This is a genomic window from Amycolatopsis sp. NPDC101161 (genome assembly GCF_044768185.1).
Lineage (GTDB): Bacteria > Actinomycetota > Actinomycetes > Mycobacteriales > Pseudonocardiaceae > Amycolatopsis.
On record NZ_JBIWPI010000004.1, the window covers coordinates 503,501 to 525,896 of the forward strand.

The 22,396-nt window shown below is 72.7% G+C and carries 19 protein-coding genes; 5 read left to right on the forward strand and 14 right to left on the reverse strand.

Annotation, left to right across the window (positions count from 1 at the left end):
- Nucleotides 1–17: 17 nt before the first annotated feature.
- The 3 genes from ACIRSS_RS29925 (at nt 18) to ACIRSS_RS29935 (ending at nt 3,816) form a co-directional block, all read left to right on the forward strand.
- The gene (locus ACIRSS_RS29925) at nt 18–1,442 is read left to right on the forward strand and encodes an acyl-CoA synthetase (RefSeq protein ID WP_400900657.1); all 1,425 of its coding nucleotides are present in this window, start codon (nt 18–20) and stop codon (nt 1,440–1,442) included.
- Nucleotides 1,435–2,766: a carboxyl transferase domain-containing protein gene (locus ACIRSS_RS29930; RefSeq protein WP_400900659.1), complete on the forward strand. Its 1,332-nt coding sequence runs from the start codon at nt 1,435–1,437 to the stop codon at nt 2,764–2,766. Before ACIRSS_RS29925 ends, ACIRSS_RS29930 begins: the two co-directional genes overlap by 8 nt.
- Before the next feature lie 87 nt (nt 2,767–2,853).
- A complete protein-coding gene (locus tag ACIRSS_RS29935; RefSeq protein WP_400901919.1) occupies nt 2,854–3,816 on the forward strand; it encodes a serine hydrolase in 963 nt (320 codons plus the stop codon).
- A 49-nt stretch (nt 3,817–3,865) separates the two neighbouring features.
- On the opposite strand, the gene tsaE is transcribed toward ACIRSS_RS29935, so the two are convergent.
- The 8 genes from tsaE to glmS are packed head-to-tail and all read right to left on the reverse strand — an operon-like array spanning nt 3,866 to nt 13,285.
- Nucleotides 3,866–4,330, reverse strand: a complete 465-nt coding sequence (gene tsaE / locus ACIRSS_RS29940) for a tRNA (adenosine(37)-N6)-threonylcarbamoyltransferase complex ATPase subunit type 1 TsaE (RefSeq protein WP_400900661.1) — start codon at nt 4,328–4,330, stop codon at nt 3,866–3,868.
- Nucleotides 4,327–5,424: an alpha/beta fold hydrolase gene (locus ACIRSS_RS29945; protein ID WP_400900663.1), complete on the reverse strand. Its 1,098-nt coding sequence runs from the start codon at nt 5,422–5,424 to the stop codon at nt 4,327–4,329. Before ACIRSS_RS29945 ends, tsaE begins: the two co-directional genes overlap by 4 nt.
- Nucleotides 5,421–6,536: an alanine racemase gene (gene alr / locus ACIRSS_RS29950; protein ID WP_400900665.1), complete on the reverse strand. Its 1,116-nt coding sequence runs from the start codon at nt 6,534–6,536 to the stop codon at nt 5,421–5,423. Before alr ends, ACIRSS_RS29945 begins: the two co-directional genes overlap by 4 nt.
- A 29-nt stretch (nt 6,537–6,565) precedes the next feature.
- A complete protein-coding gene (locus ACIRSS_RS29955; protein WP_400900667.1) occupies nt 6,566–7,654 on the reverse strand; it encodes an ABC transporter ATP-binding protein in 1,089 nt (362 codons plus the stop codon).
- 3 nt (nt 7,655–7,657) lie between these two features.
- Nucleotides 7,658–9,088, reverse strand: a complete 1,431-nt coding sequence (xylB, locus tag ACIRSS_RS29960) for a xylulokinase (RefSeq protein ID WP_400900669.1) — start codon at nt 9,086–9,088, stop codon at nt 7,658–7,660.
- Complete coding sequence (locus ACIRSS_RS29965) at nt 9,078–9,914, reverse strand: DeoR/GlpR family DNA-binding transcription regulator (RefSeq protein ID WP_400900671.1); 837 nt, start codon at nt 9,912–9,914, stop codon at nt 9,078–9,080. The genes xylB and ACIRSS_RS29965 overlap by 11 nt, the downstream gene beginning before the upstream one ends.
- A gap of 56 nt (nt 9,915–9,970) precedes the next feature.
- On the reverse strand, nt 9,971–11,410 hold the full coding sequence (locus ACIRSS_RS29970) for an NAD(P)H-hydrate dehydratase (RefSeq protein WP_400900673.1): 1,440 nt from the start codon (nt 11,408–11,410) through the stop codon (nt 9,971–9,973).
- A 15-nt stretch (nt 11,411–11,425) separates the two neighbouring features.
- Nucleotides 11,426–13,285: a glutamine--fructose-6-phosphate transaminase (isomerizing) gene (gene glmS / locus ACIRSS_RS29975; RefSeq protein ID WP_400900675.1), complete on the reverse strand. Its 1,860-nt coding sequence runs from the start codon at nt 13,283–13,285 to the stop codon at nt 11,426–11,428.
- Nucleotides 13,286–13,918: 633 nt separating this feature from the next.
- Between glmS and ACIRSS_RS29980 the strand changes: the two genes are divergently transcribed.
- Nucleotides 13,919–14,743 (forward strand): dienelactone hydrolase family protein, encoded by an 825-nt coding sequence (locus tag ACIRSS_RS29980; protein ID WP_400900677.1) that lies wholly within the window; start codon nt 13,919–13,921, stop codon nt 14,741–14,743.
- Nucleotides 14,744–14,752: 9 nt separating this feature from the next.
- Here ACIRSS_RS29980 and ACIRSS_RS29985 read toward each other — a convergent pair whose 3' ends face one another.
- From ACIRSS_RS29985 to ACIRSS_RS30005, 5 genes are all read right to left on the reverse strand, one after another.
- The gene (locus ACIRSS_RS29985; protein WP_400900679.1) at nt 14,753–15,268 is read right to left on the reverse strand and encodes a hypothetical protein; all 516 of its coding nucleotides are present in this window, start codon (nt 15,266–15,268) and stop codon (nt 14,753–14,755) included.
- A gap of 13 nt (nt 15,269–15,281) precedes the next feature.
- On the reverse strand, nt 15,282–17,714 hold the full coding sequence (locus tag ACIRSS_RS29990) for a hypothetical protein (RefSeq protein ID WP_400900680.1): 2,433 nt from the start codon (nt 17,712–17,714) through the stop codon (nt 15,282–15,284).
- A complete protein-coding gene (locus ACIRSS_RS29995; RefSeq protein WP_400900682.1) occupies nt 17,714–18,070 on the reverse strand; it encodes a hypothetical protein in 357 nt (118 codons plus the stop codon). The genes ACIRSS_RS29990 and ACIRSS_RS29995 overlap by 1 nt, the downstream gene beginning before the upstream one ends.
- A 91-nt stretch (nt 18,071–18,161) precedes the next feature.
- A complete protein-coding gene (locus tag ACIRSS_RS30000) occupies nt 18,162–18,440 on the reverse strand; it encodes an acyl carrier protein (protein ID WP_400900684.1) in 279 nt (92 codons plus the stop codon).
- Between the two features lie 26 nt (nt 18,441–18,466).
- Entirely contained in the window at nt 18,467–20,116 is a 1,650-nt protein-coding gene (locus ACIRSS_RS30005) for a fatty acyl-AMP ligase (protein WP_400900686.1), read from the reverse strand.
- 14 nt (nt 20,117–20,130) lie between these two features.
- On the opposite strand from ACIRSS_RS30005, the gene ACIRSS_RS30010 reads away from it, so the two are divergent.
- Nucleotides 20,131–21,066: a cytochrome P450 gene (locus ACIRSS_RS30010; RefSeq protein WP_400900688.1), complete on the forward strand. Its 936-nt coding sequence runs from the start codon at nt 20,131–20,133 to the stop codon at nt 21,064–21,066.
- Here ACIRSS_RS30010 and glmM read toward each other — a convergent pair.
- On the reverse strand, nt 21,052–22,386 hold the full coding sequence (gene glmM / locus ACIRSS_RS30015; RefSeq protein ID WP_400900690.1) for a phosphoglucosamine mutase: 1,335 nt from the start codon (nt 22,384–22,386) through the stop codon (nt 21,052–21,054). The genes ACIRSS_RS30010 and glmM overlap by 15 nt on opposite strands.
- Nucleotides 22,387–22,396: the final 10 nt, after the last annotated feature.

Below are 22,396 nucleotides of genomic sequence, written 5' to 3' on the forward strand. Positions count from 1 at the left end.
TCTGGGAGGTCCCCGCGGTGCCCGCCCCGTTGTTCCCCACCCTCGCCGACGGATCCGCCAAAGAGGCCCTGCGCTTCGGCGACCACGTCCTGTCCCACGCCGACCTCGCCGACGTCGCCGGCAACCTCGCCGCGGAGCTGCCTCGCGGCCGCGTCGCCGTGTGGGCGACCCCGACCGTCCACACCAGCGTCGCCGTCGTCGCCGCGCTGCTGGCGGGCGTCCCGGCCGTGCCGCTCAACCCGAAGATCGGCGAACGCGAGCTCGCGCACATCCTCGCCGACAGCGAACCCCAGCTTGTGCTCGCCGAACCCGGCGTCGAGCTGCCCGCGGGCCTGGCCGGCCTGCCGCGGCGGGACATCCCGCTGACCGGCGAAGCCACGCCGCTCCCGGACGAGCCGGACCCCGAGACGCCCGCGCTGGTCGTCTACACGTCGGGGACCACCGGGCCGCCGAAGGGCGTCGTCCTCCCCCGCCGCGCGCTCGCGGCCACGCTCGACGCCCTCGAGGACGCCTGGGGCTGGACTGCGGACGACGTCCTGGTGCACGCGCTTCCCCTGTTCCACGTGCACGGCCTCATCCTCGGCATCCTCGGCCCGCTGCGCCGCGGCGGCTCGGTGCGCCACCTCGGCCGGTTCTCCACCGAAGGCGTCGCGCGCGAGCTGGCGTCCGGCGCGACGATGGTGTTCGGCGTCCCGACCATGTACCACCGCATCGCCGGCGAAGTCGGGACGGACCCCGCGCTGGCGGACGCCCTTCGCGGCGCGCGGCTGCTGGTTTCCGGGTCCGCCGCCCTGCCGGTGCACGACCACCAGCGGATCACCGCGGCGACCGGCCAGCAGGTCGTCGAGCGCTACGGCATGACCGAGACGCTGATGAACACGAGCGTCCGCGCGGACGGCGAACGCAAGCCCGGCACGGTCGGCGTCCCGCTGCGGGGTGTCGAACTGCGGCTGGTCGGCGAGGCCGGCGAAGTGATCGAAGACGTCGAGACCGTCGGCGAAATCCAGGTGCGCGGGCCGAACCTGTTCACCGAGTACCTCAACCGCCCGGACGCGACCGAAGCCGCGTTCGACGGCGGCTGGTTCCGCACCGGCGACATGGCCACGCGCGACGCCGACGGGTACGTGAAGATCGTCGGGCGCAAGGCGACCGACCTGATCAAGAGCGGCGGCTACAAGATCGGCGCGGGCGAGATCGAGAACGCGCTGCTCGAACACCCCGGCGTCGCCGAAGCCGCCGTCACCGGCGAGCCCGACGACGACCTCGGCGAGCGGATCGTCGCGTGGATCGTGCCTTCCGGCGAGCCACCGGCGGCCGAGGAGCTCGCCGACCACGTCGCCAAGCTGCTCGCGCCGCACAAGCGCCCGCGGGTCGTCCGGTACCTGGACGCGTTGCCGCGCAACGACATGGGCAAGGTCATGAAGCGAGCGCTCGGTGTCTAGGCTGCCGGCGCGCGAGGTCGTCGGCGCGATCGCCAACGGTTTCACGGAGTTCGCGACCCCGCTGCGCGAAGAGCACGCCGACGGCCCGATCGGCTGGCCGGGTTACCGGGAAGCGCGTTCCGCCGCGGAAGAACGCACCGGCGAGAAGGAGTCCGTCGTCTGCGGGACGGCGAAGATCGGCGACGTCGAAGCCGTCCTGATCGCCTTCGAGTTCGGGTTCCTCGGCGGGTCGCTCGGCCAGCGCACCGGCGACCGGATCGAGGCGGCGTTCGCGCACGCCCGCGACGCGCGGCTGCCGGTGGTGTCGCTGATCGCGACCGGCGGCAGCCGCATGCAGCAGGGCATGCGCGCGTTGATGCAGCTGCAGCGGGTGGCGCGGGCGGCGGCGTTGACGCGTTCGGTGGGCATCCCCCAGATCTCGGTGCTGCGCGACCCGACCACCGGCGGCGGCTGGGCGACGCTCGGCGCGGGCGCCGATGTCGTGCTCGCGCTGCCGGAAGCACAGGTCGGGTTCGCGGGCTCGCGAGTACGTCCGCCGGGGTCGCCGGAGGCCTACACCGCGGAGGCGCACTTCCGCTGGGGCCAGGTCGATGCCGTGGTCGCGCCGGACGAGCTCGGGGCGGTGCTGGAACGGTGGCTGGGGCTGCTGACCGCGCATTCGTCGGCCGCGGCACCGCCGCCTTCCGCGCTGCGGGCCGCCGCGTTGCCGGCGACGGGCTGGGAAGCGGTTCAGGCAGCGCGTTCGCCGGAGCGGGCCCGGGCGACGGAGTACCTCGATGCCTACTTCGACTGGCGGGAGGACATCAGCGGCGACCGCGTCGGCGGCGCGGACCCCGGTGTCGCGTGCGGCTTCGGCTGGCGCGACGGACGGACGATCGCGTACGCGGCCCAGTGCGGGACGCCGACGCTGCCGTCGGGCTTCCGGACGGCGGCCCGGCTGGTGCGGCTGGCGTCGCGCCTGGGCATCCCGGTGCTGACCCTGGTCGACACCCCGGGCGCGGCCAACGACGCCGCGGCGGAGCAGGCGGGCGCGGGCGGCGCCATCGCGGAGATGTTCGAGGCGGTGGCGACGGCCTCGGTCCCGGTGACGACGCTGGTGATCGGCGAAGGCGGCTCGGGTGGGGCGCTGGCGTTCGCGGCGGCGGGGTCGACGTGGGTCGCGCCGGACGCGTACTTCTCGGTGACGTCCCCGGAAGCCGCGGCGGCGATCCTCAAGCGCCCGGCTTCGGAGGTGCCGGACATCGCCAACCAGCTGCACCTGCGGCCCCAGGACCTGGTGGACCTGGGGGTGGCCCGCGCGGTCGTGAGTGAGAAACAGGGTTAGAACACTGTTTCCCACTCACGAGGGTTCATCCATTCGTGGTTGGATCTTGCGATGGGGTATCGACTCAACAGGCGAGCGGCGTTCGGCTTGGGGACCGCTGTCGTCGCCGGAAGCGTTCTGACCGGCTCTCCCGCGTTCGCGCAGGAAGCAGACATCGAGGCCAGCCCGGCCACACCGGACCGGGCCAGGCAGAAGGTGAAGCGCGTCTACGACGACGCGGCCGCTGAGGCGGGCGGCATCTGGAACTCCTACATCAGCGTGGCCGACCAGGTGGCCGTCGACGTGGCGTCCGACGAGATCGTCGAGGCGTACAGCGTCAACAAGGTGGCCGTCGCGGTCACCTTGATGGACAAGATCGACCGTGGCCTGCTCACCCTGGACCAGCAGGTCCAGGTGCCGGCGAGCATCGTCGTGCCGGGTGGCGACGGCATCATCATCCTGGACAAGGCGTACCCGAGCGCGTTCACGCTGGGCCACGTCCTGTCGCTGTTCCTCACGGTTTCGGACGACACGTGCGTCCGGCTGGTGGGGCTCGTGGTTCCGGCGGCCGAGATCAACCAGATCCTGGTGGCCAAGGGGTTCCCCAAGACCCAGGTCACGCCGGTGGCCAACCCGAACCGCTACTTCCTCGGCCAGACCACTCCGCGCGAGACCCACGACCTGCTGAAGGCGCTGGTCGCGGGCACCTTGCTGAGCCCGGCGTCGACGGACTACCTGCTGTCCATCCTGCGGTCGCAGGTGGCGTTCACCGACGGAATCCGCCGTGAGATGTCGTCCGCCGACCGGGCGAGGATCGCTACGAAGGCGGGTTGGCTGAACGACGGCCGCAACGAGGCGGGGATCATGTTCGACGCCGCCGGCAAGCCGGTGGTGATCTACTCGATGTTCGCGCACGGCCAGGCGAACCCGGAGGACTTCGGGGCTACGCACCCGGTCCGGCAGGCCAGCGCGAAGATGGGGCCGAAGTTCCTGCGCGCGGTCGACAAGATCGCGGGCGCCGGCACCAGGACCTTCCGGGCACCGGCCTACCAGCAGTACAACGGCGGCTGAGCGCAGCTACCTCGTGAGTGAGAAACAGGGCTAGAACACTGTTTCTCACTCACGAGGTCTTGGCGAGCTCCGGAGTGCGTTCGGCCCAGGTGCCGTGCGGTTCCAGCGTCACTTCGCGGACGTCGTCCTCGCGGCGGTCCAGGCGGACCACCAGGTAGTCCTCCGACAGCCGCTCCGCCGAGCCCTCGCCCCACTCGACCACGATCGCCGAGCGCTCCAGGTCCGTGTCCAGGTCCAGGTCGTCCAGCTGGGACAGGTCCCCGCCCAGCCGGTACGCGTCCACGTGCACCAGGGGCACGCCAAGATCGCCCGCCGGGTGGACGCGGGCCAGCACGAACGTCGGGGAGCTGACGCGGCCGCCGACGCCGAGGCCGTCCGCGATGCCGCGGGTCAGCGTCGTCTTGCCCGCGCCGAGGGGACCCGCGAGCAGCACCAGGTCACCCGCGCGCAGGGAACGCCCGAGGACCCGGCCGAAGTCCATCGTTTCGTCGGGGGTCGGGAACACGAAGCTCAACGCTGCCACCACCAGGTTCGCCGGGACGAGGATTCGCCGTCCGCACCGGAACAGCGTTGCAGGAGATCGATCAGATGGCTGTTCACCAGCTCGGGCTGCTCGAGCTGGACCATGTGGCCGGCGCCGCGGACGCGGACCAGCTCCGCGTCGGGCAGCTCGGCCGCGATCCGCTCGGCGTGCGAGAACGGCGTGAACCGGTCCGAATCGCCGCCGATGACCAGCACTTCCGCGTGCTTCAGCCCGGCCAGCGCGGCGTAGCGGTTGTGGCTGCCGAGGGTGTCGACGAAGTTGACGAGCCCGCGCACCGGCGTCACTTCCAGCATTTCGAGCATGAAGTCGACGAGCCGCGGCGCGACCTCGCGGCTGCCGAACGCCAGCCGCCGCACCGCCTGGCGCGTCAGCTGCCCGCCCGCCGCGCGGACGAACTCGACCAGCCCCGGCTGCCACCCGGCGAGACCGCCGGCGGCGCGCGTCAGCGGGTTGTACTTCGACAGCAGCGAACGCGGCAACCCGCGTGCGCCCACTTCGCCCGCCGCGGTCGCGATGAAGGCGACGCCCTCGACCCGCTCTTCGAACAGTTCGGGGAACTCGGCGGCCAGCTCCATGATCACCATGCCGCCCATCGAGTGCCCCATCAGCACGATGGGCCCCTCCGGCACCACCGACCGCAGCACGACGTCGAGGTCGCGGGCCAGCTGCTCGATCGTCGAGTTCTCCGCGGACGCCGCGCCGGACAGGCCGTGGCCGCGGTGGTCGTAGTACACCTGACGCACGCGAGGCAGCCGAAGCGACTCGAGGTCACGGCGCTGGAAGTGCCAGCAACGCTTCGAAAGCGCGAAGCCGTGCACCCCCACGACGGTCAGTTCGGGCTTTCCGCCGTCCCCCGGGTCGATCTCCTCGACCGAAAGCGGCGTGCCGTCCTCGGCCGCGACCGTGGACGCACGGTCGGGCTTCAGCTCCCCCAGCGGCTCGTCCACGTACGGATCCTCACTGTGCCGCCGCTGCTGCGCGGCGACGATTGCGGCGGCGGCGGTCCCCGTGGCGAGGGCCCCGACCCCGCCGGCGATGGCCAGCAGTCGTCGTGAAGGTGTCACGATCGGTCCCCCAGATACCGGCGCCGCACCCGCGGGCGGTACATCGAAGTGACGATCTCGTAGTCGATCGTGCCCAGCTTGTCGGCCCATTCGCGGGCCGTCGGCTCGCCGTGCGCCCCCGCCCCGAACAGGACGACCTCGTCGCCCACCGACGGCTCGAAATCCCCGCAGTCGACGACCAGCTGGTCCATGCAGACCCGCCCGGCGACCGGCCGCCGCCGCCCGCCGAGCCAGACGTCCATCCGGCCGGACAGCGACCGCGGCACGCCGTCGGCGTACCCGGCCGGCACCAGCGCCAGGTTCGTGTCGCGCGGAGCCGTCCAGGTGTGCCCGTAGGACACCGACTCCCCGGCTTCGACGCGCTTGACGAGCACGACCGCCGACCGGAACGTCATGGCCGGGCGCAGGTCTTCGGCCTGCGGCACCGGGTTGAGCCCGTACATCGCGATCCCGGGCCGGACGACGTCGAAGTGCAGGTCCGGCCGGGTGAGCAGGGCCGCGGAGTTCGCCAAGTGCCGCTTCGGGTCCAGCCCCGCCGCGCGGGCGGCGTCGTAGGCCTCGGCGAAGCGCTTGGCCTGCAGATCGGTCGCCGGGTGGTCCGGCTCGTCCGCGCACGCGAGGTGGGACCAGATGGCGACGACTTCGACCCGCGGTTCGGCGGCCGCCGCTTCGACCAGCTCGGCCCAGGCGGCCGGCGGGCAGCCGTTGCGCGAGAGCCCGGTGTCGATCTTGAGGTGCACACGCGCCCGGGTACCCGCGGGAGCGGCGCCGGCGATGCGGCGTAGCTCACCCAGCGAGCTGGCGGCCAGGTCGACGCCGGCTTCGATGCCCGGCGCGAAGTCGACGTCCGGGGTGTCCAGCCAGCTGAACAGCCGGGTGGTGATCCCGGCCTCGCGCAGGGCGAGGGCCTCGCCGAGCGAGCAGGTGCCCAGCCAGGCGGCCCCGGCCTCGACCGCGGCGCGCGCCACCGGCAGCGCGCCGTGGCCGTAGGCGTCGGCCTTCACCACGGCCATCACCTCGGCGCCGGGCGCGCGGGCGCCCAGCAGGGTGAGGTTGTGGCGGATCGCGTCGAGGTCGATGTCGACCTGCGCCCGCGGGAAACTGGAGGTCATAACGCCCTCCAGTTTCCCATGACCCGAGGTCAGGGCAGGCGCAGCCCGGACGTGGCGGAGAACACGTGCAGCTCGTCGGGGCGGATCCGCAGGTTGAGCGTGTCGCCCATGGCGGGCGGCGTGCGCGGGTCGACCCGGGCGACGACGTTGGACTTGTTGTCGGCCGCGTCGGTCTCGGCGAGCTTGCCGTAGACGTAGGCGTCCGAGCCGAGCTCCTCGACCAGGTCCACCTTGATCGGCAGGGTGCCTTCACCGGTGGCGACCTCGAGGGCCTCCGGCCGGAAGCCGAGGGTCACGGTGTCGCCGTCGGCCGCGGCGATGGTCTCGCGGGTCAGCGGCACCCGCGCCCCACCGACCTCGGCGCCGTCCGCCGTCAGCTTCGCGGTGACGAGGTTCATCGCCGGCGAGCCGATGAACCCGGCGACGAAAGCGTTTGCGGGCCGGTCGTACAGGGCGCGCGGGGTGTCGCACTGCTGCAGCAGGCCGTCGGACAGCACGGCGACGCGGTCGCCCATCGTCATGGCCTCGACCTGGTCGTGCGTGACGTACACGGTCGTGACGCCGAGGCGGCGCTGCAGCGCGGCGATCTGCGTACGCGTCGAGACGCGCAGCTTGGCGTCGAGGTTCGACAGCGGCTCGTCCATGAGGAAGACCTGCGGCTCGCGGACGATCGCGCGGCCCATCGCGACGCGCTGGCGCTGACCGCCGGAGAGCGCCTTCGGCTTGCGGTCGAGGTAGTCCACGATGTCCAGCAGCTTCGCGGCCTCGAGGACCTTCTGCTTGATCTCGGACGCGGGCCGCCCGGCGATCTTCAGCGCGAAGCCCATGTTCTGGGCGACCGTCATGTGCGGGTACAGCGCGTAGTTCTGGAACACCATCGCGATGTCGCGCGAGCGCGGCGGCAGCTGCGTGACGTCGCGGTCGCCGATCCAGACGGCGCCGTCGTCGATGTCCTCGAGGCCGGCGAGCATGCGCAGGCTGGTCGACTTGCCGCAGCCGGACGGGCCGACCAGCACCAGGAACTCGCCGTCGGCGATCTCCAGGTCCAGCGCGTCGACCGCGGGGCGCTCCGAACCGGCGTAGCGCCGGGTCGCCTTGTCGTAGGTGATGGAAGCCATCGGTCAGTCCTCTCCGAGATTCCGCCGGACCCCGTACGCCGCTTCGCGGGCTTCGAGGTGGCGCTGCTGGATCCGGTGGCCCTCGGCGCGCTGCGCCTCGGTCGGCTCGTCCAGCTCGAGCCGGAGCTTCTGGTTCTTCTGCCAGGACGGGGGTTCCGCGCTGGAAGCCAGGGCCCAGGCCGCCTGGCGCGCCGCCCCGATGGCGACGTACTCGGCGACTTCGGGCAGCTGCACGGGCACGCCGAACACCAGCGGCGCGACCGCGCGGACGGCGGCCGACTGCGCGCCCCCGCCGATCAGCAGCACGCGCTGGACGTCGAGCCCGTGCGCGCGCACGGCGTCGAGGCCGGCGGCGAGGCCGCAGAGCATGCCTTCGACGGCGCTGCGCGCGAGGTTCTGCGGGGTCATGTTGTCCCTGGTCAACCCGCTCAGCGAGCCGGTCGCGCCGGGGAGGTTCGGGGTGCGCTCGCCGTCCAGGTAGGGCAGGAAGGTCAGGCCCCCGGCACCCGGTTCGGCGGACAGGGCGAGCCGGTCGAACTCGCTGAGCGTCGCGCCGAGCATCGACGCCGTCGCGGTGAGGACGCGGGCGGCGTTGAGCGTGCAGGCCAGCGGGAGGAAGCGGCCGGTGGCGTCGGCGAAGCCGGCGACCTCGCCGCTGACGTCGGCCGCGCCGGTCTCGGCGACGCCGAACACGGTGCCGCTGGTGCCGAGCGAGACGACGGCGTCCCCGGGCTTGAGCTCCAGCCCGAGCGCGGCGGCCATGTTGTCGCCGGTGCCCGCCGAGACGAGCACCCCGTCCGGGGTGTGGCCGGCGGCGTCGGCCGGGCCGAGCACGGTCGGCAGCTCCGGCGTGCGGCCGCCGAAGGCGTGGCTCAGGACGTCGAGCCGGTAGGCGTTGTCGGACGGCGAGAAGTAGCCGGTGCCGGACGCGTCGCCGCGGTCGGTGACCGGGTCGCCGCCGGTGAGCTTCCAGGTCAGCCAGTCGTGCGGGAGCAGCACGCGGGCGACGCGGTCGGCGAGCTCGGGCTCGTTGTCGGCCAGCCAGCGCAGCTTCGTGACGGTGAAGCTCGCGACCGGCACCGAGCCGACGGACTTGGCCCAGACCGACGGGCCGCCCAGCTCGTCGATGAGGTCGAGGGCCGAGCGCGCGGAGCGGGTGTCGTTCCACAGCAGCGCGGGCCGGACGACCTCGCCGTCTTCGTCGAGGGTGACCATGCCGTGCTGCTGACCGCCGACGCCGATGGCCTTGACGTCGTCGAGCAGGCCCTTCGTGGCCTGGCCGAAGGCGTCCCACCAAGCGGCGGGATCGACTTCGGTGCCCTCCGGGTGCGGCGCGCGGCCGGTGCGGACGATCTCGCCGGTTTCGGCGTCGCACACGACGACCTTGGTCGACTGCGTGGACGAGTCGATGCCGGCGACCAGCTCAGCTGTCATAGGGCTGCCCCTCTGCGACGTGTTCGACGATCTCGATCGTGGTGCCCGCGTTGAGCGCGGCCTCGATCTCCTCGGTGGGTGTGGCTTGGCCCGTGATCAGCAGGTCGTAGTCGCCGACGTCGCCGTGCGCGTAGGTGGCGGTCCGGCCGAACTTCGAGTGGTCGACGACGAGGACGCTCTGGTTCGCGACGCGCAGGGCGGCCTTCTTGAGCTCGGCGTAGTCGCGGTCGGGGTGGAAGAGCCGCCCGACGGCGACGGCGGTGACCGAGACGAACGAGACGTCGGCGCGGATGGAGTCGAGCAGGTTGAGGACCTCGGGGCCGGCGCAGGAGTCGTACTCGGGCGAGTACCGGCCGCCGGCGAGCACGACGTCGTTCTTCGGGCCCAGCAGGCGCGCGGCGTGCAGCGAGTTGGTGACGACGGTGAGAGCGTCGATCTCGGCGAGGCGCTTGACCAGCGGCAGCAGCGTCGTGGAGTCGTCGACGAAGACGGTCTGCCCCGGCTGGACGTGGTTCGCGGCGGCTTCGCCCAGGGCGTCTTTCTCGCCGTGGTGGAGGGTGTCGCGGAAGCGGGCGGCGGTCTCGATGGTGAGGGCCGGGTAGGCCTCGACCTTGCCGCGCAGCTTGCGCAGGAGACGGCGTTCGGCCAGGTCGTCGAGGTCGCGGTGCATGGTCATGAGGCTGACCTTGAACCGCGAGGTCAGGTCGTCGATGCGGGCTTCGCCGTGCTCGATGACGTGGTCGAGGATGTCCTGCCGCCGCTGTTCGACGACGGCATCGGACGGCCGGGTCTTCCGGTCTCCCGATGATGCTGTGCCGCCGCTCACACGGCATTCTTACCAGATTTATCGCCCGGAGTTAACAGAGAACTCGATAACTCTTCTCAGGACGTTAGCGAGCGGATCGACCGGATGGCCTCCGGGATCGCGTGGACCAGGCCCGATGCCGACGTCGGGGCGTTCTGGGCGGCGATCGCCCCGGCCAGCGAGTGCACGTGGGCCGCCATCGCCGCCGCCAGCCACGGGTCCAAGCCCGCTGCCAGCAGCGAGCCCACCAGGCCCGACAGCACGTCGCCCGAGCCCGCCGTCGCCAGCCAGGCGCCCCGGGGCGTGTTCACCGCGACCCGGCCGTCCGGGGCCGCGATCACCGTGACGTGCCCCTTCAGCAGCACCACCGCGTCGTACTTCTTCGCCGCTTCGCGCGCCGCCGTCACGCGGTCCGCGCCCGGCTTCCGGCCCATCAGCCGCTCGTACTCGCCCGCGTGCGGGGTCAGGACCAGCGGCGTGTCCGGGTCGCGCGCGTCCAGGACGTCCGGGGACTTCGCGATGATCGTCGTCGCGTCGGCGTCCGCGCACACCGGGACGCCCTGGCCCAGCACGTGCCGCAAGACGTCGCGGCCCTCCGAGCCCGTGCCGATGCCCGGGCCGACCGCCCACGCCTGGACGCGCCCGGCGTCCGCGACCGTGCCCGTCGCGATGATCTCCGGCCACTGCGCCCGGACGACGTCGGCCGCGTGGCCGGCGTAGCGGACCATGCCCGCCGTCGCGCGGACCGCCGAGCCCGCCGCCAGCACCGCCGCGCCCGGGTACGTCGCCGAGCCCGCCGCGATGCCCACGACACCCTGGCTGTACTTGTCGTCCTCGGGTCCTGGGATCGGCCAGGCCGCCGCGACGTCGACGATGTCGAGCCTGCGCAGGTCCGGCTCGGCCAGCTCGAGGCCGATGTCGACCAGCACGACTTCACCGCAGTGGGCGGGCGCGAGCGCGTGCACCGGCTTGAGCGCGCCGAACGTGACCGTTTTGGTCGCCTTCACCGCGGGGCCGTCGACCGCGCCCGTGTCCGGGTCGACGCCGCTGGGCAGGTCGACCGCGACGATCGGCGCCTCGACCAGTTCGACGAGCCTCGCCGCGTCCGGCCGCAGGCCACCCTTGCCGGAGATCCCGACGATCCCGTCGACCACGACGTCGGCCCGTTTGATCCACTGTGGACTGTCCTCGGCGGACACCACGCGGCCACCCGCCCGCTTCAGCGCTGCCAGCCCCTTGGCGTGCGCCTTCTCGGGCTTGAGCAGGACCGCCGCGACGGCGACCCCGCGCTTCCGGAGGAAGGCTCCCGCCCACAGGGCGTCGCCGCCGTTGTCCCCGGAGCCGACCAGGAGCACGACCCGGCGGCCGGACACGCCGCCGGTGTGGTCTTCGAGCAGGTCGGCGATCTGCACGGCGAGCCCGAACGACGCCCGGCGCATCAGCTCGCCTTCCGGCGTGACGGCGAACGCCCTGGCCTCCGCCTCGCGAATCCGTTCCGTGGTCCAGATTCCCTGCACGGCGAAGGCCTCCCGCTACTCGACGGTGACGGACTTCGCCAGGTTACGCGGCTTGTCGACGTCGTACCCGCGGGCGCGGGCGATCTCCGCGGCCAGCACCTGCAGCGGCACCGTGGACACCAGCGGCTGCAGCAGCGTCGGCACCGCGGGGACCTCGATGAGCTCGTCGGCGAACGGCCGGACGGTCTCGTCGCCCTCTTCGGCGATCACGATCGTGCGGGCGCCGCGCGCCTGGATCTCGCTGATGTTCGACACGAGCTTGGAGTGCAGCACCGCGCGGCCCTTGGGCGACGGCATCACGACGACGACCGGCAGGCCGTCCTCGATCAGCGCGATCGGGCCGTGCTTGAGCTCGCCGGCCGCGAAGCCCTCGGCGTGCATGTACGCGAGTTCCTTGAGCTTCAGCGCGCCTTCGAGGGCGACCGGGAAGCCGACGTGGCGGCCGAGGAACAGCACCGCCTTCGAGTCCGCGATCCGACGGCCGAGGTCCCGCACCTGGTCCACAGTGGACAGTACCTTCTGGACGGCCGCGGGCATGGCCTCCAGCTCGGCGAACTCGCGGGCGACCTCGTCCGGGTACTTCGTGCCGCGGGCCTGCGCCAGCGCCAGGCCGACCAGGTAGTTCGCCGCGATCTGGGCGAGGAACGCCTTGGTCGAGGCGACGCCGATCTCGGGGCCGGCGTGGGTGTAGAGGACGGCGTCGGACTCCCGCGGGATCTGCGCGCCGTTGGTGTTGCAGACCGCCAGGACGCGCGCCTTCTGCTCGCGCGCGTGCCGGACGGCTTCGAGCGTGTCCGCCGTCTCGCCGGACTGGGAGACGGCGACGACCAGCGTGTCGCGGTCGAGGACCGGGTCGCGGTAGCGGAACTCCGAGGCCAGCTCGACCTCGACCGGCAGCCGCGTCCAGTGCTCGATGGCGTACTTCGCGACCAGGCCGGAGTGGTAGGCCGAGCCGCAGGCGACGACGAAGACCTTGTCGACGTCGCGCAGGTCCTGGTCGGAGATGCGCTGCTCGTCGAGGATGATCCGGCCGGACTCGAAGTGGCCGCGCAGCGTGTTGGCCAGCGCTTCGGGCTGCTCCTCGATCTCCTTGAGCATGAAGTACTCGTGGCCGCCCTTTTCGGCGGCGGACAGGTCCCAGTCGACGGTGAACGGCTTGGCCTGGGCGGCGTCGCCGTGGAAGTCGGTGACCTCGTAGCCCTCGCGGGTGATGACGACGAGCTGGTCCTGGCCCAGTTCGACGGCCTCGCGGGTGTGCTCGATGAAGGCGGCGACGTCGGAGGCGACGAAGTGCTCGCCTTCCCCGACCCCCACGACCAGCGGCGACGACCGCCGCGCGGCGACGATGGTGTCCGGCTGGTCGGCGTGCGTCACGACCAGGGTGAAGGCGCCTTCGAGGCGGCGGCAGACGGCGGCGACGCTCGCGGGGAGGTCACCCTTGGTGTCGCCTTCGGTGTAGGCGCGGGCGACGAGGTGCGCGGCGGTCTCGCTGTCGGTGTCACTGGCCATCTCGACGCCGTCGGCTTCCAGCTCGGCGCGGAGGGTGGCGAAGTTTTCGATGATGCCGTTGTGCACGACGGCGACGCGCTGCGAGGCGTCCCGGTGCGGGTGCGAGTTGCGGTCGATCGGCGCGCCGTGGGTGGCCCAGCGGGTGTGGCCCATGCCGGCGGTGCCGGTGAAGCTTTCCCGGCCGACCTTGTCGAGCTCGGCTTCCAGGTTGGCCAGCCGGCCGGCCTTCCGCTCGACGGTCAGTTCGCCGCCGTCCAGCACGGCGATCCCGGCCGAGTCGTACCCGCGGTACTCCATGCGCCGGAGCCCACCGAGGACGACGTCCAGAGCCGGGCGGTGCCCGACATATCCCACGATTCCACACACGCACTCCAGCCTAACGAGGGATGGTTGGCGGGTTGACGGGGTCCGGGTACCGGGGATGACCTGGGCTTTCATCGGAGGTGGTGGTCCGGACCAATGCTGGGTCACCCACACGTGGCTCTCGTTGCTCCCGCCACCCCGAAGCCTGATTGTGACTACGGACGGCAGCACCGCGTCAAGGCGGGAAAGATGCCTTGACCCGGTGTTGCCGTCCGTGTTCTGGCTTCGGATCGGGGTGGGGGGAGGGGGCTGGGTGGAGTGCCGGTTCTGCTCTCCGGCTGCCGGTCTTCTGACTCCGTGCCCGGCCGGGCTGGCGACGGCCGCCCAGCCGGTGAGCACCGCGGGCGGCGAGGGCCGCAGCCGGCGAGCATCGCGGGCGGCTCGCGTCGCGCCGGACGGCAAGCGCCGCAGCGGGCGGCAAGCGCCGCAGCGGGCGCCGCAGCGGGCGGCAAGCGCCGCGGCAAGCGCCGCAGCGGGCGGCTCGCGTCGCGCCGGGCGGCAAGCGCTGCAGCGGGCGGCTCGCGTCGGCGGCGCTCCGGGCGGTCGAGCCCACCGGCCCGCGAAAAGGTCCTCACCGCGGCGGCGCGCCGGGCGGCGGGCGCGCCTCACCTGCGGCCGGGCGCTAGGGTTCCGGGCATGGCCAGCAAGCCCAAGCAGCTGCTCGCGGAGTTGACGCACCCGGGTCCGCACGAGGTCCTGCGGGGCAACCTTGCCCTGGTCGGGCTGCCCGGCGTCGTCTACACACCACGCGCCGGGCTCGGGTTGCCCGCCCTGGCCTTCGGGCACGGGTGGCTGCAGCCGCCCGATCGGTACCGGCAGCTGCTGCACCACCTCGCCAGCTGGGGCATCGTCGCCGCCGCGCCCGCCACCCAGCGGGGGCCACTTCCCTCGCACCGGTTGCTCGCCGCCGATCTGCTGACCACCCTCGACGTCGTCACCACCGTGCGGCTCGGGCCGGACGGCATCAGCGTCGATCCCGGCAAGCTCGGCCTCGCCGGGCACTCCACCGGGGGCGGCTCCGCCGTCCTCGCCGCGGCTCAGGACGCCCAGTCCGAAAACCCCCGGATCAAGGCCGTCGCGACCATCACCGCCGCCCAGACGATGCCGCCCGCCACCGAGGCGGCCAAGGCCATCACCGTCCCCGGGCTGCACCTCGCCGCCGAAGAAGACCTCGTCGCCCCCAAGGTCGGGCACGCCGAGGCCATCACCGACGCCTGGGGCGGCGAAGACGTCCAGCTGCGCACCCTCGGCAAGGCGACCCACCTGGGCGTCACCGAGGGCAAGCACTGGTCGCAGCTGATCATGCACGGCAAGCCGCACCGCAAGACCCAGCAGCTCACGCGGGCCCTGTTCACCGCGTTCTTCCTCACCCACCTGACCGGCACCGACAAGTACCGGGCCCTCCTCGAAGCGGACGTCAAGCGCGCCCCCATCGAGCGCGAGGAAGAACCCGCGCACTGACGCGGACGGTCAGTCGACCAGCCAGGAGTTGTTCGAGAAGTCGTCGTCGTCGAAGGACTCGACGCGGGCGTGGCGGCCCGTGCGGCGGGGTGCCGGCGGCGCGGGTTCCGCCGACGGCGGCGGCTCCGGCACCGCGCCGTGCGCCGGCTCGGGCGGCCCGGGCACCGACGGCGCGATCGGCGGAGGCGGCGGGGCCGCCTCGTGCCGCGGCTCCGGCCGCGCGTAGCTCGCGAACTCGTCGGCCGGGGCCGTTTCGTCGTCTTCGGGGCCGAACGACATCCGGTGGTCGCGGTCGGCGAGTGCCTTCTCGGTCAGCCAGCCGCCGGACTTCTGCTGCCGCTTGTTCAGCTCCTGCATGCGTTCGATGTAGCGCGCGTGCACCGCCGCGTCGCGCTTCAGCGTCTCCATCGCCGCGGCCTTGCCCTCTTCGACGTGCCGTTCGCGCAGCCCCCGCTGTTCCTGCTGTTCCCGGGTGGCCATGGCCAGCGCGTTCATCGCGGCCGCCAACCTGTCCGCAGCACTCATCGGCGCCTACCCCTCATCGCTCGTAGCTGATCGAACGGTCGCCGTCGTCGTCCAGCGATCCGCTGATCCGCCCGCCGGACCCGCGGGTCTCGAAGACCGCGCCTTCGACGCGGTACTGGCTCGGGCCGCGCTGCTGGTCGCCCCCACCGCCGCCGGGTGTCCCGCCCATCATGCCGCCCATCATGCCCATGCCGGGCATCGAGCCGCCCGCCGAGGCGCCGCCCGCCGACGCCATCGCGTGGTCCATCCCGGTGGGCGCGACGCCGAGCCCGACGTCCGCCGAAGCCACCGGCGCGGTGGCCCCCGTGGCGGCACCCGGTTCGAGTGCGGTGCTCTCGCCCGTGATGGCGTTCCCGAACCCCGCCGTCGTGGTCGCGTCCGCGGCGCTGCCGCCACCGCCGGCCGCCGCAGTACCGCCGCCGTCGCCCGCGGTCGCCTCGGCGGTCACGGCGCCGGTGTCCACGCCGCCAGGCGCGGTGAACCCGCCGGTCGCGGCGGCGGTCGCCGGAGCCGGCTGACCGTCGGCGGTCGCCGGCATCGTGGTGACCTTCTCCGGCTTGCCGTCCGGGCCGACCGGACCGGCCTTGTCGCCGCCCTTGTCGTGACCGTCGGTCTTGTCGTGACCGCCGGCCGGGTCGTGGCTGCCGGCCGGGTCGTGGCCATCGGTCTTGTCGTGACCGCCGGCCGGGTCGTGGCCGCCGGCCTTGGGGTCGCCGCTCTTCTCGTCGTCGAGGGTGTACTTGGTGGGCTCACCCTTGCCGTCGTCGACCGTCACCACAGTGGGCCCGTTGGGGCCGTCCGGCTGCTCGGCGGTGATCTTGAGGTTGCCGTCCTGGATGTGGATCTTGCCGTCCGGGCCCGGGTGGTACGCGCCGTCCGGCCCCGGCTTGCCGTCCTTCGCGCCCTGCGGGCCGAAGTCGCCGTGCTTGCCGTCCTTGCCGTCGGCCCCGGCGGCGCCGTCCTTGGCCTCGCCGCCCTTCGGGTCGTCGAAGTCGAGCTTGTAGTCCTTCGGATGCCCCTTGCCGTCGTCGACCTTGACGTCCATCTTGCCGTCCTGGTCGGGCTCGGTCATCGAGATCTTGTTGTCGCCCTTCTGGACCGTGACGCTGTCGTGGTCGACGTCCTTGATCGTCGCCCCGGTCTTGGGGTCGATCGGGTAGGGCTGCCCGGTGTCCGGGTTGACTTCCAGCGGCTTGCCGGTGATGGGGTTGGTGCCGTCACCGGGCTTGTGCTCCGGCTGGGTGGCCGGTGGCACGGAAGCCGACGGCGTCGTCGTACCGCCGCCGCCGGTGCCGCCCCCACCGGTGCCGCTGCCGCCACCGGTGCCCGTCCCGGTCCCGGTCCCCGTGCCCGTCCCGGTACCCGTGCCGGTTCCGGTGCCCGTCCCGGTTCCGGTGCTGGGTTTCGGCGCGGCCGCCGGGTCGGGGAACGGGTTCGTGTAGTCGGCCATGAACCGCGTCAGGGTGTGGAAGTGCTGGTTGATCGTGTCGGTGGCGTTCTTGCACAGCGCGTTGAAAGCGTCGTGACGCCCCCCGAAATCGGCCGCGAAGCTGCCTTTGAGCCACTGCTTCGCCGCGCCGATCGCGTATTCCTTGTTTTCGTCGTTGAGGCCCTTGTCGTCGTCCTCCAGCCGCTGCTGGAGGTTGTTGCCCGGGCACACCGAGTCCAGCCAGCCCGCGATGTCCTTCAGCTTGTCCTTCGAGTCGACCTTGCCGTTCGCGACCTCGACGACCTGCCGCGCGATGTACAGGGGTGCGGTGGCAACCGTGTCCGAACGCAGCTTCAGCACCTCGTCGACCTTGGTCTTCACCGCGGTGTAGATGTGCGTCATGGTTTCGGGCACGAGCTTCCCGATGCCCTCCATCTGCGTCAGCAGTTCCTGGGCGTCGGGCTGGATGCGCTGCTCGTACTTGACCTTGGCCGCCGTGGCGCCCTGGCCCTTCCAGTCGTGGAACAGCGTGCTCAGCGAGTTCGTGGCGTCGGTGCGGGTCTGGTCGACGACCCCGTGCGCCTTGGTCATGTCGTCGACCTCGTCGAGGAACTTCTGGAAGTCGATTTCCCGGTTCTCGTGGAACTTGTCCCGGATGTCCTTCTGGACGTCGATGGGGCCCGGGCAGTCGGGCATCTTGTTCCAGATCTGGTCGGCCCACTGCGCGAAGAAGTCGAGCGCCGGGTTGCCGAGGTCGAGCACCTCGTCGGACTTCGTGACGCCGACACCGCCGGCCGCGGGAGGCGTCTGGGCCTGCAGGTCCTTCTCCGCCTTCGCGGTGGCATCGCTCTGCGTCTTGTCGGCCTGCGCGTTCGAGTCGTGTTCGGCCTTGGCCTTGGCGTAGGCCTGCTCGGTGTTCCCGAACATGAACGAGCTCAGGAGGGCGTTCTTGGTGCCCGCGGTGACGTACGGGTCGTCGAGCATGGCCTGGATCTCGGCCTGGGTGGGCTTGGCCATCAGTTCGCCCCCGCCTTCTTCGCGGCCGCCGCCTGCTGCTCTTCGTTCGAGGTGTACGACGTCGCGGCCGTGCCGACGCCGCCGCCGAGCTGGGTCAGCTGGCCCGCGTACCCCTTCATCGCCGCGCCGATGCTGTCGATCCCGGCCTTGTAGTCGTTGAAGTACTGGCCGTGGACGCGGCCGAAGGACTGCTGGGTCAACGGGGTGGGCGCCACCTTGCCCGCCTGGCCGGTGGTCTTCTCCGCGGCGCGTTCGAGCGCGGTCTGCGCCGTGAGCATCGCGTCTGAACTCGCCTGGTAGCCGCCGTCCGGCATGACCAGCGCCCCCTCCTCGTAGGTGAAACCCTTCGCCCGCACTGTCCCCAGTACGACGCACGCCGGCGCCCCGCGGTGCCGTCGCACATGCACACAAAATGTACCGAGCGGCCATCCGGGCCGCCCGGGCCTTTCACCCGGTCCGCTGCCCCAGCCGCACCACGGGCCGGTCACCCTCGACGGTGTCCGCGAGCACCTCGGCGGCGTTGCGGACGTCGAGCAGCCGGTCCAGCTCGTCGAGGTCGATTTCCAGCCCGAATTCGACCTCGACCTCCACCAGCAGCCGGACCCGCTGCCGCGAATCGACGCCCAACTCGGCGAACGGCGTGTCCGGGTCGATGGTCGCGGGGTCGACGTCGAACACCCGGCACACGAGGGCGGTGATCCGGTCGAAGTACTCCGCGGCGGGCATCCACCGATTGTGACGCATGCGCGCACTCAGCGGGGCCGTTTGGCCCAAAAGCGGGTCCGGGCCGCCGACCGGGACACCTTCCCGCTGGAGGTCCGCGGCAACGCACCCGGCTTGACCAGCAGGAACTCGTGCAGGCGGAGGTCGTGACCGGTGGCGACGGCCCGCCTCGCCGCCCGCGCCACGTCGTCCTCGGCCACCCCGGCGCCCACGGCACCCCGGGCGCGTTCGGCGACGACCACCAGCTTCTCCCCCGCCGGGTCGTCGACGCCGAACGCGGCGATCCGGTCCGGTCCCAGCGTGGGGTGGGCCGCGGCGACCGTCTCTTCGATGTCCTGCGGGGTGTGGTTGCGTCCGTCCACGATGATCAGGTCGCGGATCCGCCCGGTGACGTAGAGCCGCTCGCCGTCCCAGCGCCCCAGGTCGCCGGTGCGCAGCCAGCCGTCCTCGCCGTCGAGCCGTCCGCCGAACACCTCGGCGGTCAGTTCGGGACGCCGCCAGTAGCCGTCGGCGACGTTGGGCCCGTGCACCCAGATCTCGCCGGTCTCGCCGTCCGGCACGGCGACGCCGCGTCCGGGGTCGACGACGCGCACCCGCTGACCGCACGGCCGGCCCGCGGAGACCAGCTCGCGGCCGGCCACCTCCGTCGTGACCGGCCCGTGCCCGTCGCCGCCGGCGACGAAGACGGTCCCTTCGGCCAAGCCGTACGAGGGCCGGTACGCCCCGCGGGGAAACCCGTGGGGCTCGTACGCGGCGAGGAAAGCTTCCACGGTCGCCGCGCGCACGGGTTCGCTGCCGTTCAGCGCGACGTGCACACCGGAGAGGTCGAACTCACGGCGGCGGGCCTCGGGGACGGCTTCCACCAGCAGGTCGTAGGCGAAGTTCGGGGCGGCGGTGAGCGTCTTCGGGTACGCCGACATCATCGTCAGCCAGCGGGCCGGGCGGCGGACGAACTCCAGCGGCGCCAGGAACACCGACCGCCCGCCGCTGTGCACCGGCCCGCAGAGCAGCTGGATCAGTCCCATGTCGTGGAAGAAGGGGATCCAGCCGACGCAGGTGACCGCGGAATCGACGGCGTAGGCGGCGCACACCTGCCAGCAGGCGGCGGCCAGCGCGCGGTGGCTGATCACCACCCCGGCCGGGGACCGGGTCGTGCCGGAGGTGTACTGCAGGTAGGCCGGGTCCTCGGGGCGGACCGCGGCCGGCGGCAACTCCCCGGCCCCGGGCAGGGCGTCCACCGCGACGACGGCCCGCGGCCGCGGCACCCCGGCCAGCTCGCGCACCTTCTCCAGCAGCGGCTCGGAGGTCAGCCAGACGGCGGCGTCGCAGTCGTTCAGCGCGCCGGTGAGCCGCTCGCGCTGCGCTCGCAGGTCCGGCGCCGACAGCGGGACGGCCACGGCACCGGCGTAGAGCGCGCCGAAGAACGCGACGACGTACGACAGGTCCTGCCGCGCGATGATCGCGACGCGCTCGCCGGGTTCGACCAGTTCGCGCAGGGCCGCGGCGACGGCGCGGACCCGCACCAGCAGCTCGGCCCAGGTCAGCGTGCGCTCGGCGAGTTCGGCCCCGCCGGAGCAGTCGAGCTGGGTGTAGGCCGGGCGCGGGTCGGCGGCGCGGCCGGCCAGCCGGAGCGTCAGCGGGGTCGCCAGCACGTCTTCGGGAACCTCGTCCGGCACCACGGCATCATACGGAGGTGGACGACTTCCTCGTAGTGGACGGGCGCGCGGACCGGGCCGCCGTGCTCCGCGACCCGCGGCTGAGCTCGAGCCCGGACACCTCGGCCCCCGCGAACCTGCTGTTCATGGACGGCGAGGACCACCGGCGGCTGCGGGAGGTCGTCAAGGAGGTCATCGGGCTCGTCGAGCCGCTGCCCGCCGAGGTCGGGGCCGGCATCGAAGAGATCGTGCGCGGGCTGGCGGACCGGGCCGAGTTCGACCTGGTCGCCGACTTCGGCCGGCCGGTGGCCGCGCTGGTCGCCGCCGCGGTGCTGGGCGCGGGGCCGTTCGACGACCGGTTCCTCACGGCGCTGTCGGAGACCACGGCCAACCTGAACGTGTGGTCGGGCGAGTCGTCGCCCGCCGGTGACGTCGCGGCGCTGCGCGTGGCGATGTTCTTCCTGAAGGCACCCGACACCGGCAGCGGCGGGCTCGCCCTGCTGCGCCGCGCGCACGCGGAGGGGCGGATCAGCGAAGACGAGCTGATGGTGACGCCGGTGATGCTCGCGCACGCGGCGTACGAGAACTCGATGAACTTCCTCGCGCTGGCCGGGCTGGGCCTGGTGACGACCCCGCGCGAAGACCTCGGCGCGGCCGGGGTGCGCGCCCTCGTCCAGGAGATCGCCCCGACCCGCTACGCGGCCCGGCGGGCGACGGCCGCCGCCGAGATCGCGGGCCGGACGCTGGCGCCGGACGAGAAGGTGGCCGTCCCGCTGGGCGACGGCCTGGCGTTCGGCCTCGGCCGGCACGCCTGCCCCGGGTCGCGGGTGGCGGTGGCGGAGGGCGAAATCGCCCTGCGCGCCCTCGCTCGAATCCTCACGCCGGACCACGCCGTCACCGAAGTCGGGTGGAAGACCCACCCGGTGTTCCACGGCCTGGCGAAGGCCGTGGTCACCCGGTCAGGAAACCGCTGAGACGACGCCGGCCAGGCGGTCGGCGGCGGCTTGGGCCGTGGCCTGGGCCGTGGCCTCGACCATCACGCGGACCAGCTGCTCGGTGCCGGACGGGCGCAGCAGCACCCGGCCTTCCTCGCCCAGCTCGGCTTCGACCTCGCCGACGGCGTCGCGGACCTCGCTGGAGTCCGCCACCGCCGCCTTGTCGGCGACCGGGACGTTCACCAGGACCTGCGGCAGCCGGTTCATCACCGCGGCCAGGTCGGCCAGGGACTTGCCCGTCTCGGCCATCCGGCTCATCAGGCGCAGCGCGGTCAGCAGGCCGTCGCCGGTGGTCGCGTGGGCCGGCAGCACGACGTGGCCGGACTGCTCGCCGCCCAGCGCGTAGCCGCTCGCGCGCAGCTCCTCGAGGACGTACCGGTCGCCCACCGCCGTCGTGACGACGGTGACGCCGTGGGCCTTCATCGCCAGGTGCAGGCCGAGGTTGCTCATCACGGTCGCGACCAGCGTGTCCTTGACCAGCTCGCCGGCCTCGGCCAGCGCGAGAGCCAGGACGGCCATGATCTGGTCGCCGTCCACGAGCTCGCCCGCGGAGTCGACGGCCACGCAGCGGTCGGCGTCGCCGTCGTGGGCGATGCCCAGGTCGGCGCCGTGCGCGACGACCGCCTCGCGCAGCTTCTCGGGGTGGTTCGAGCCGCAGTGGTCGTTGATGTTGATGCCGTCGGGCTCCGCGTGCAGCGCGACGACCTCGGCGCCGGCGCGGCGGTAGACCTCGGGGGCGGCGGCCGACGACGCGCCGTTCGCGCAGTCGACGACGACCTTCAGCCCTGCGAGCGAGTGCGGCGTCGCGCCGAGCAGGTGGGTGGCGTAGCGGTCGAGGGCGTCGTCGACGTCGTGGACGCGGCCCACACCGGCGCCGGTCGGGCGGACCTTGCCGTCCGCGAGGCCGGCTTCGATCTCGTCCTCGATGCCGTCGGGGAGCTTGTGCCCGCCCGAGGCGAAGAGCTTGATGCCGTTGTCGGGCATCGGGTTGTGCGAGGCGGAGATCATCACGCCGAGGTCGGCCTCGAGCGAGCCGACCAGGTAGGCGACGGCGGGCGTCGGCAGCACGCCGACGCGCAGGACGTCGGCCCCGGCGGAGGTGAGGCCCGCGACGACCGCGGCCTCGAGCATCTCGCCGCTGGCGCGCGGGTCGCGGCCGACGACCGCGACCGGCCGGTGCGAGCGGTCGTGCGCGGCGAGCACGCGGGCGGCGCTGGCCGCCAGCGCCAGGGCCAGCTCCGGCGTCAGCTCGGCGTTGGCCAGGCCACGTACCCCGTCGGTACCGAACAGGCGTGCCATCGATCGACCT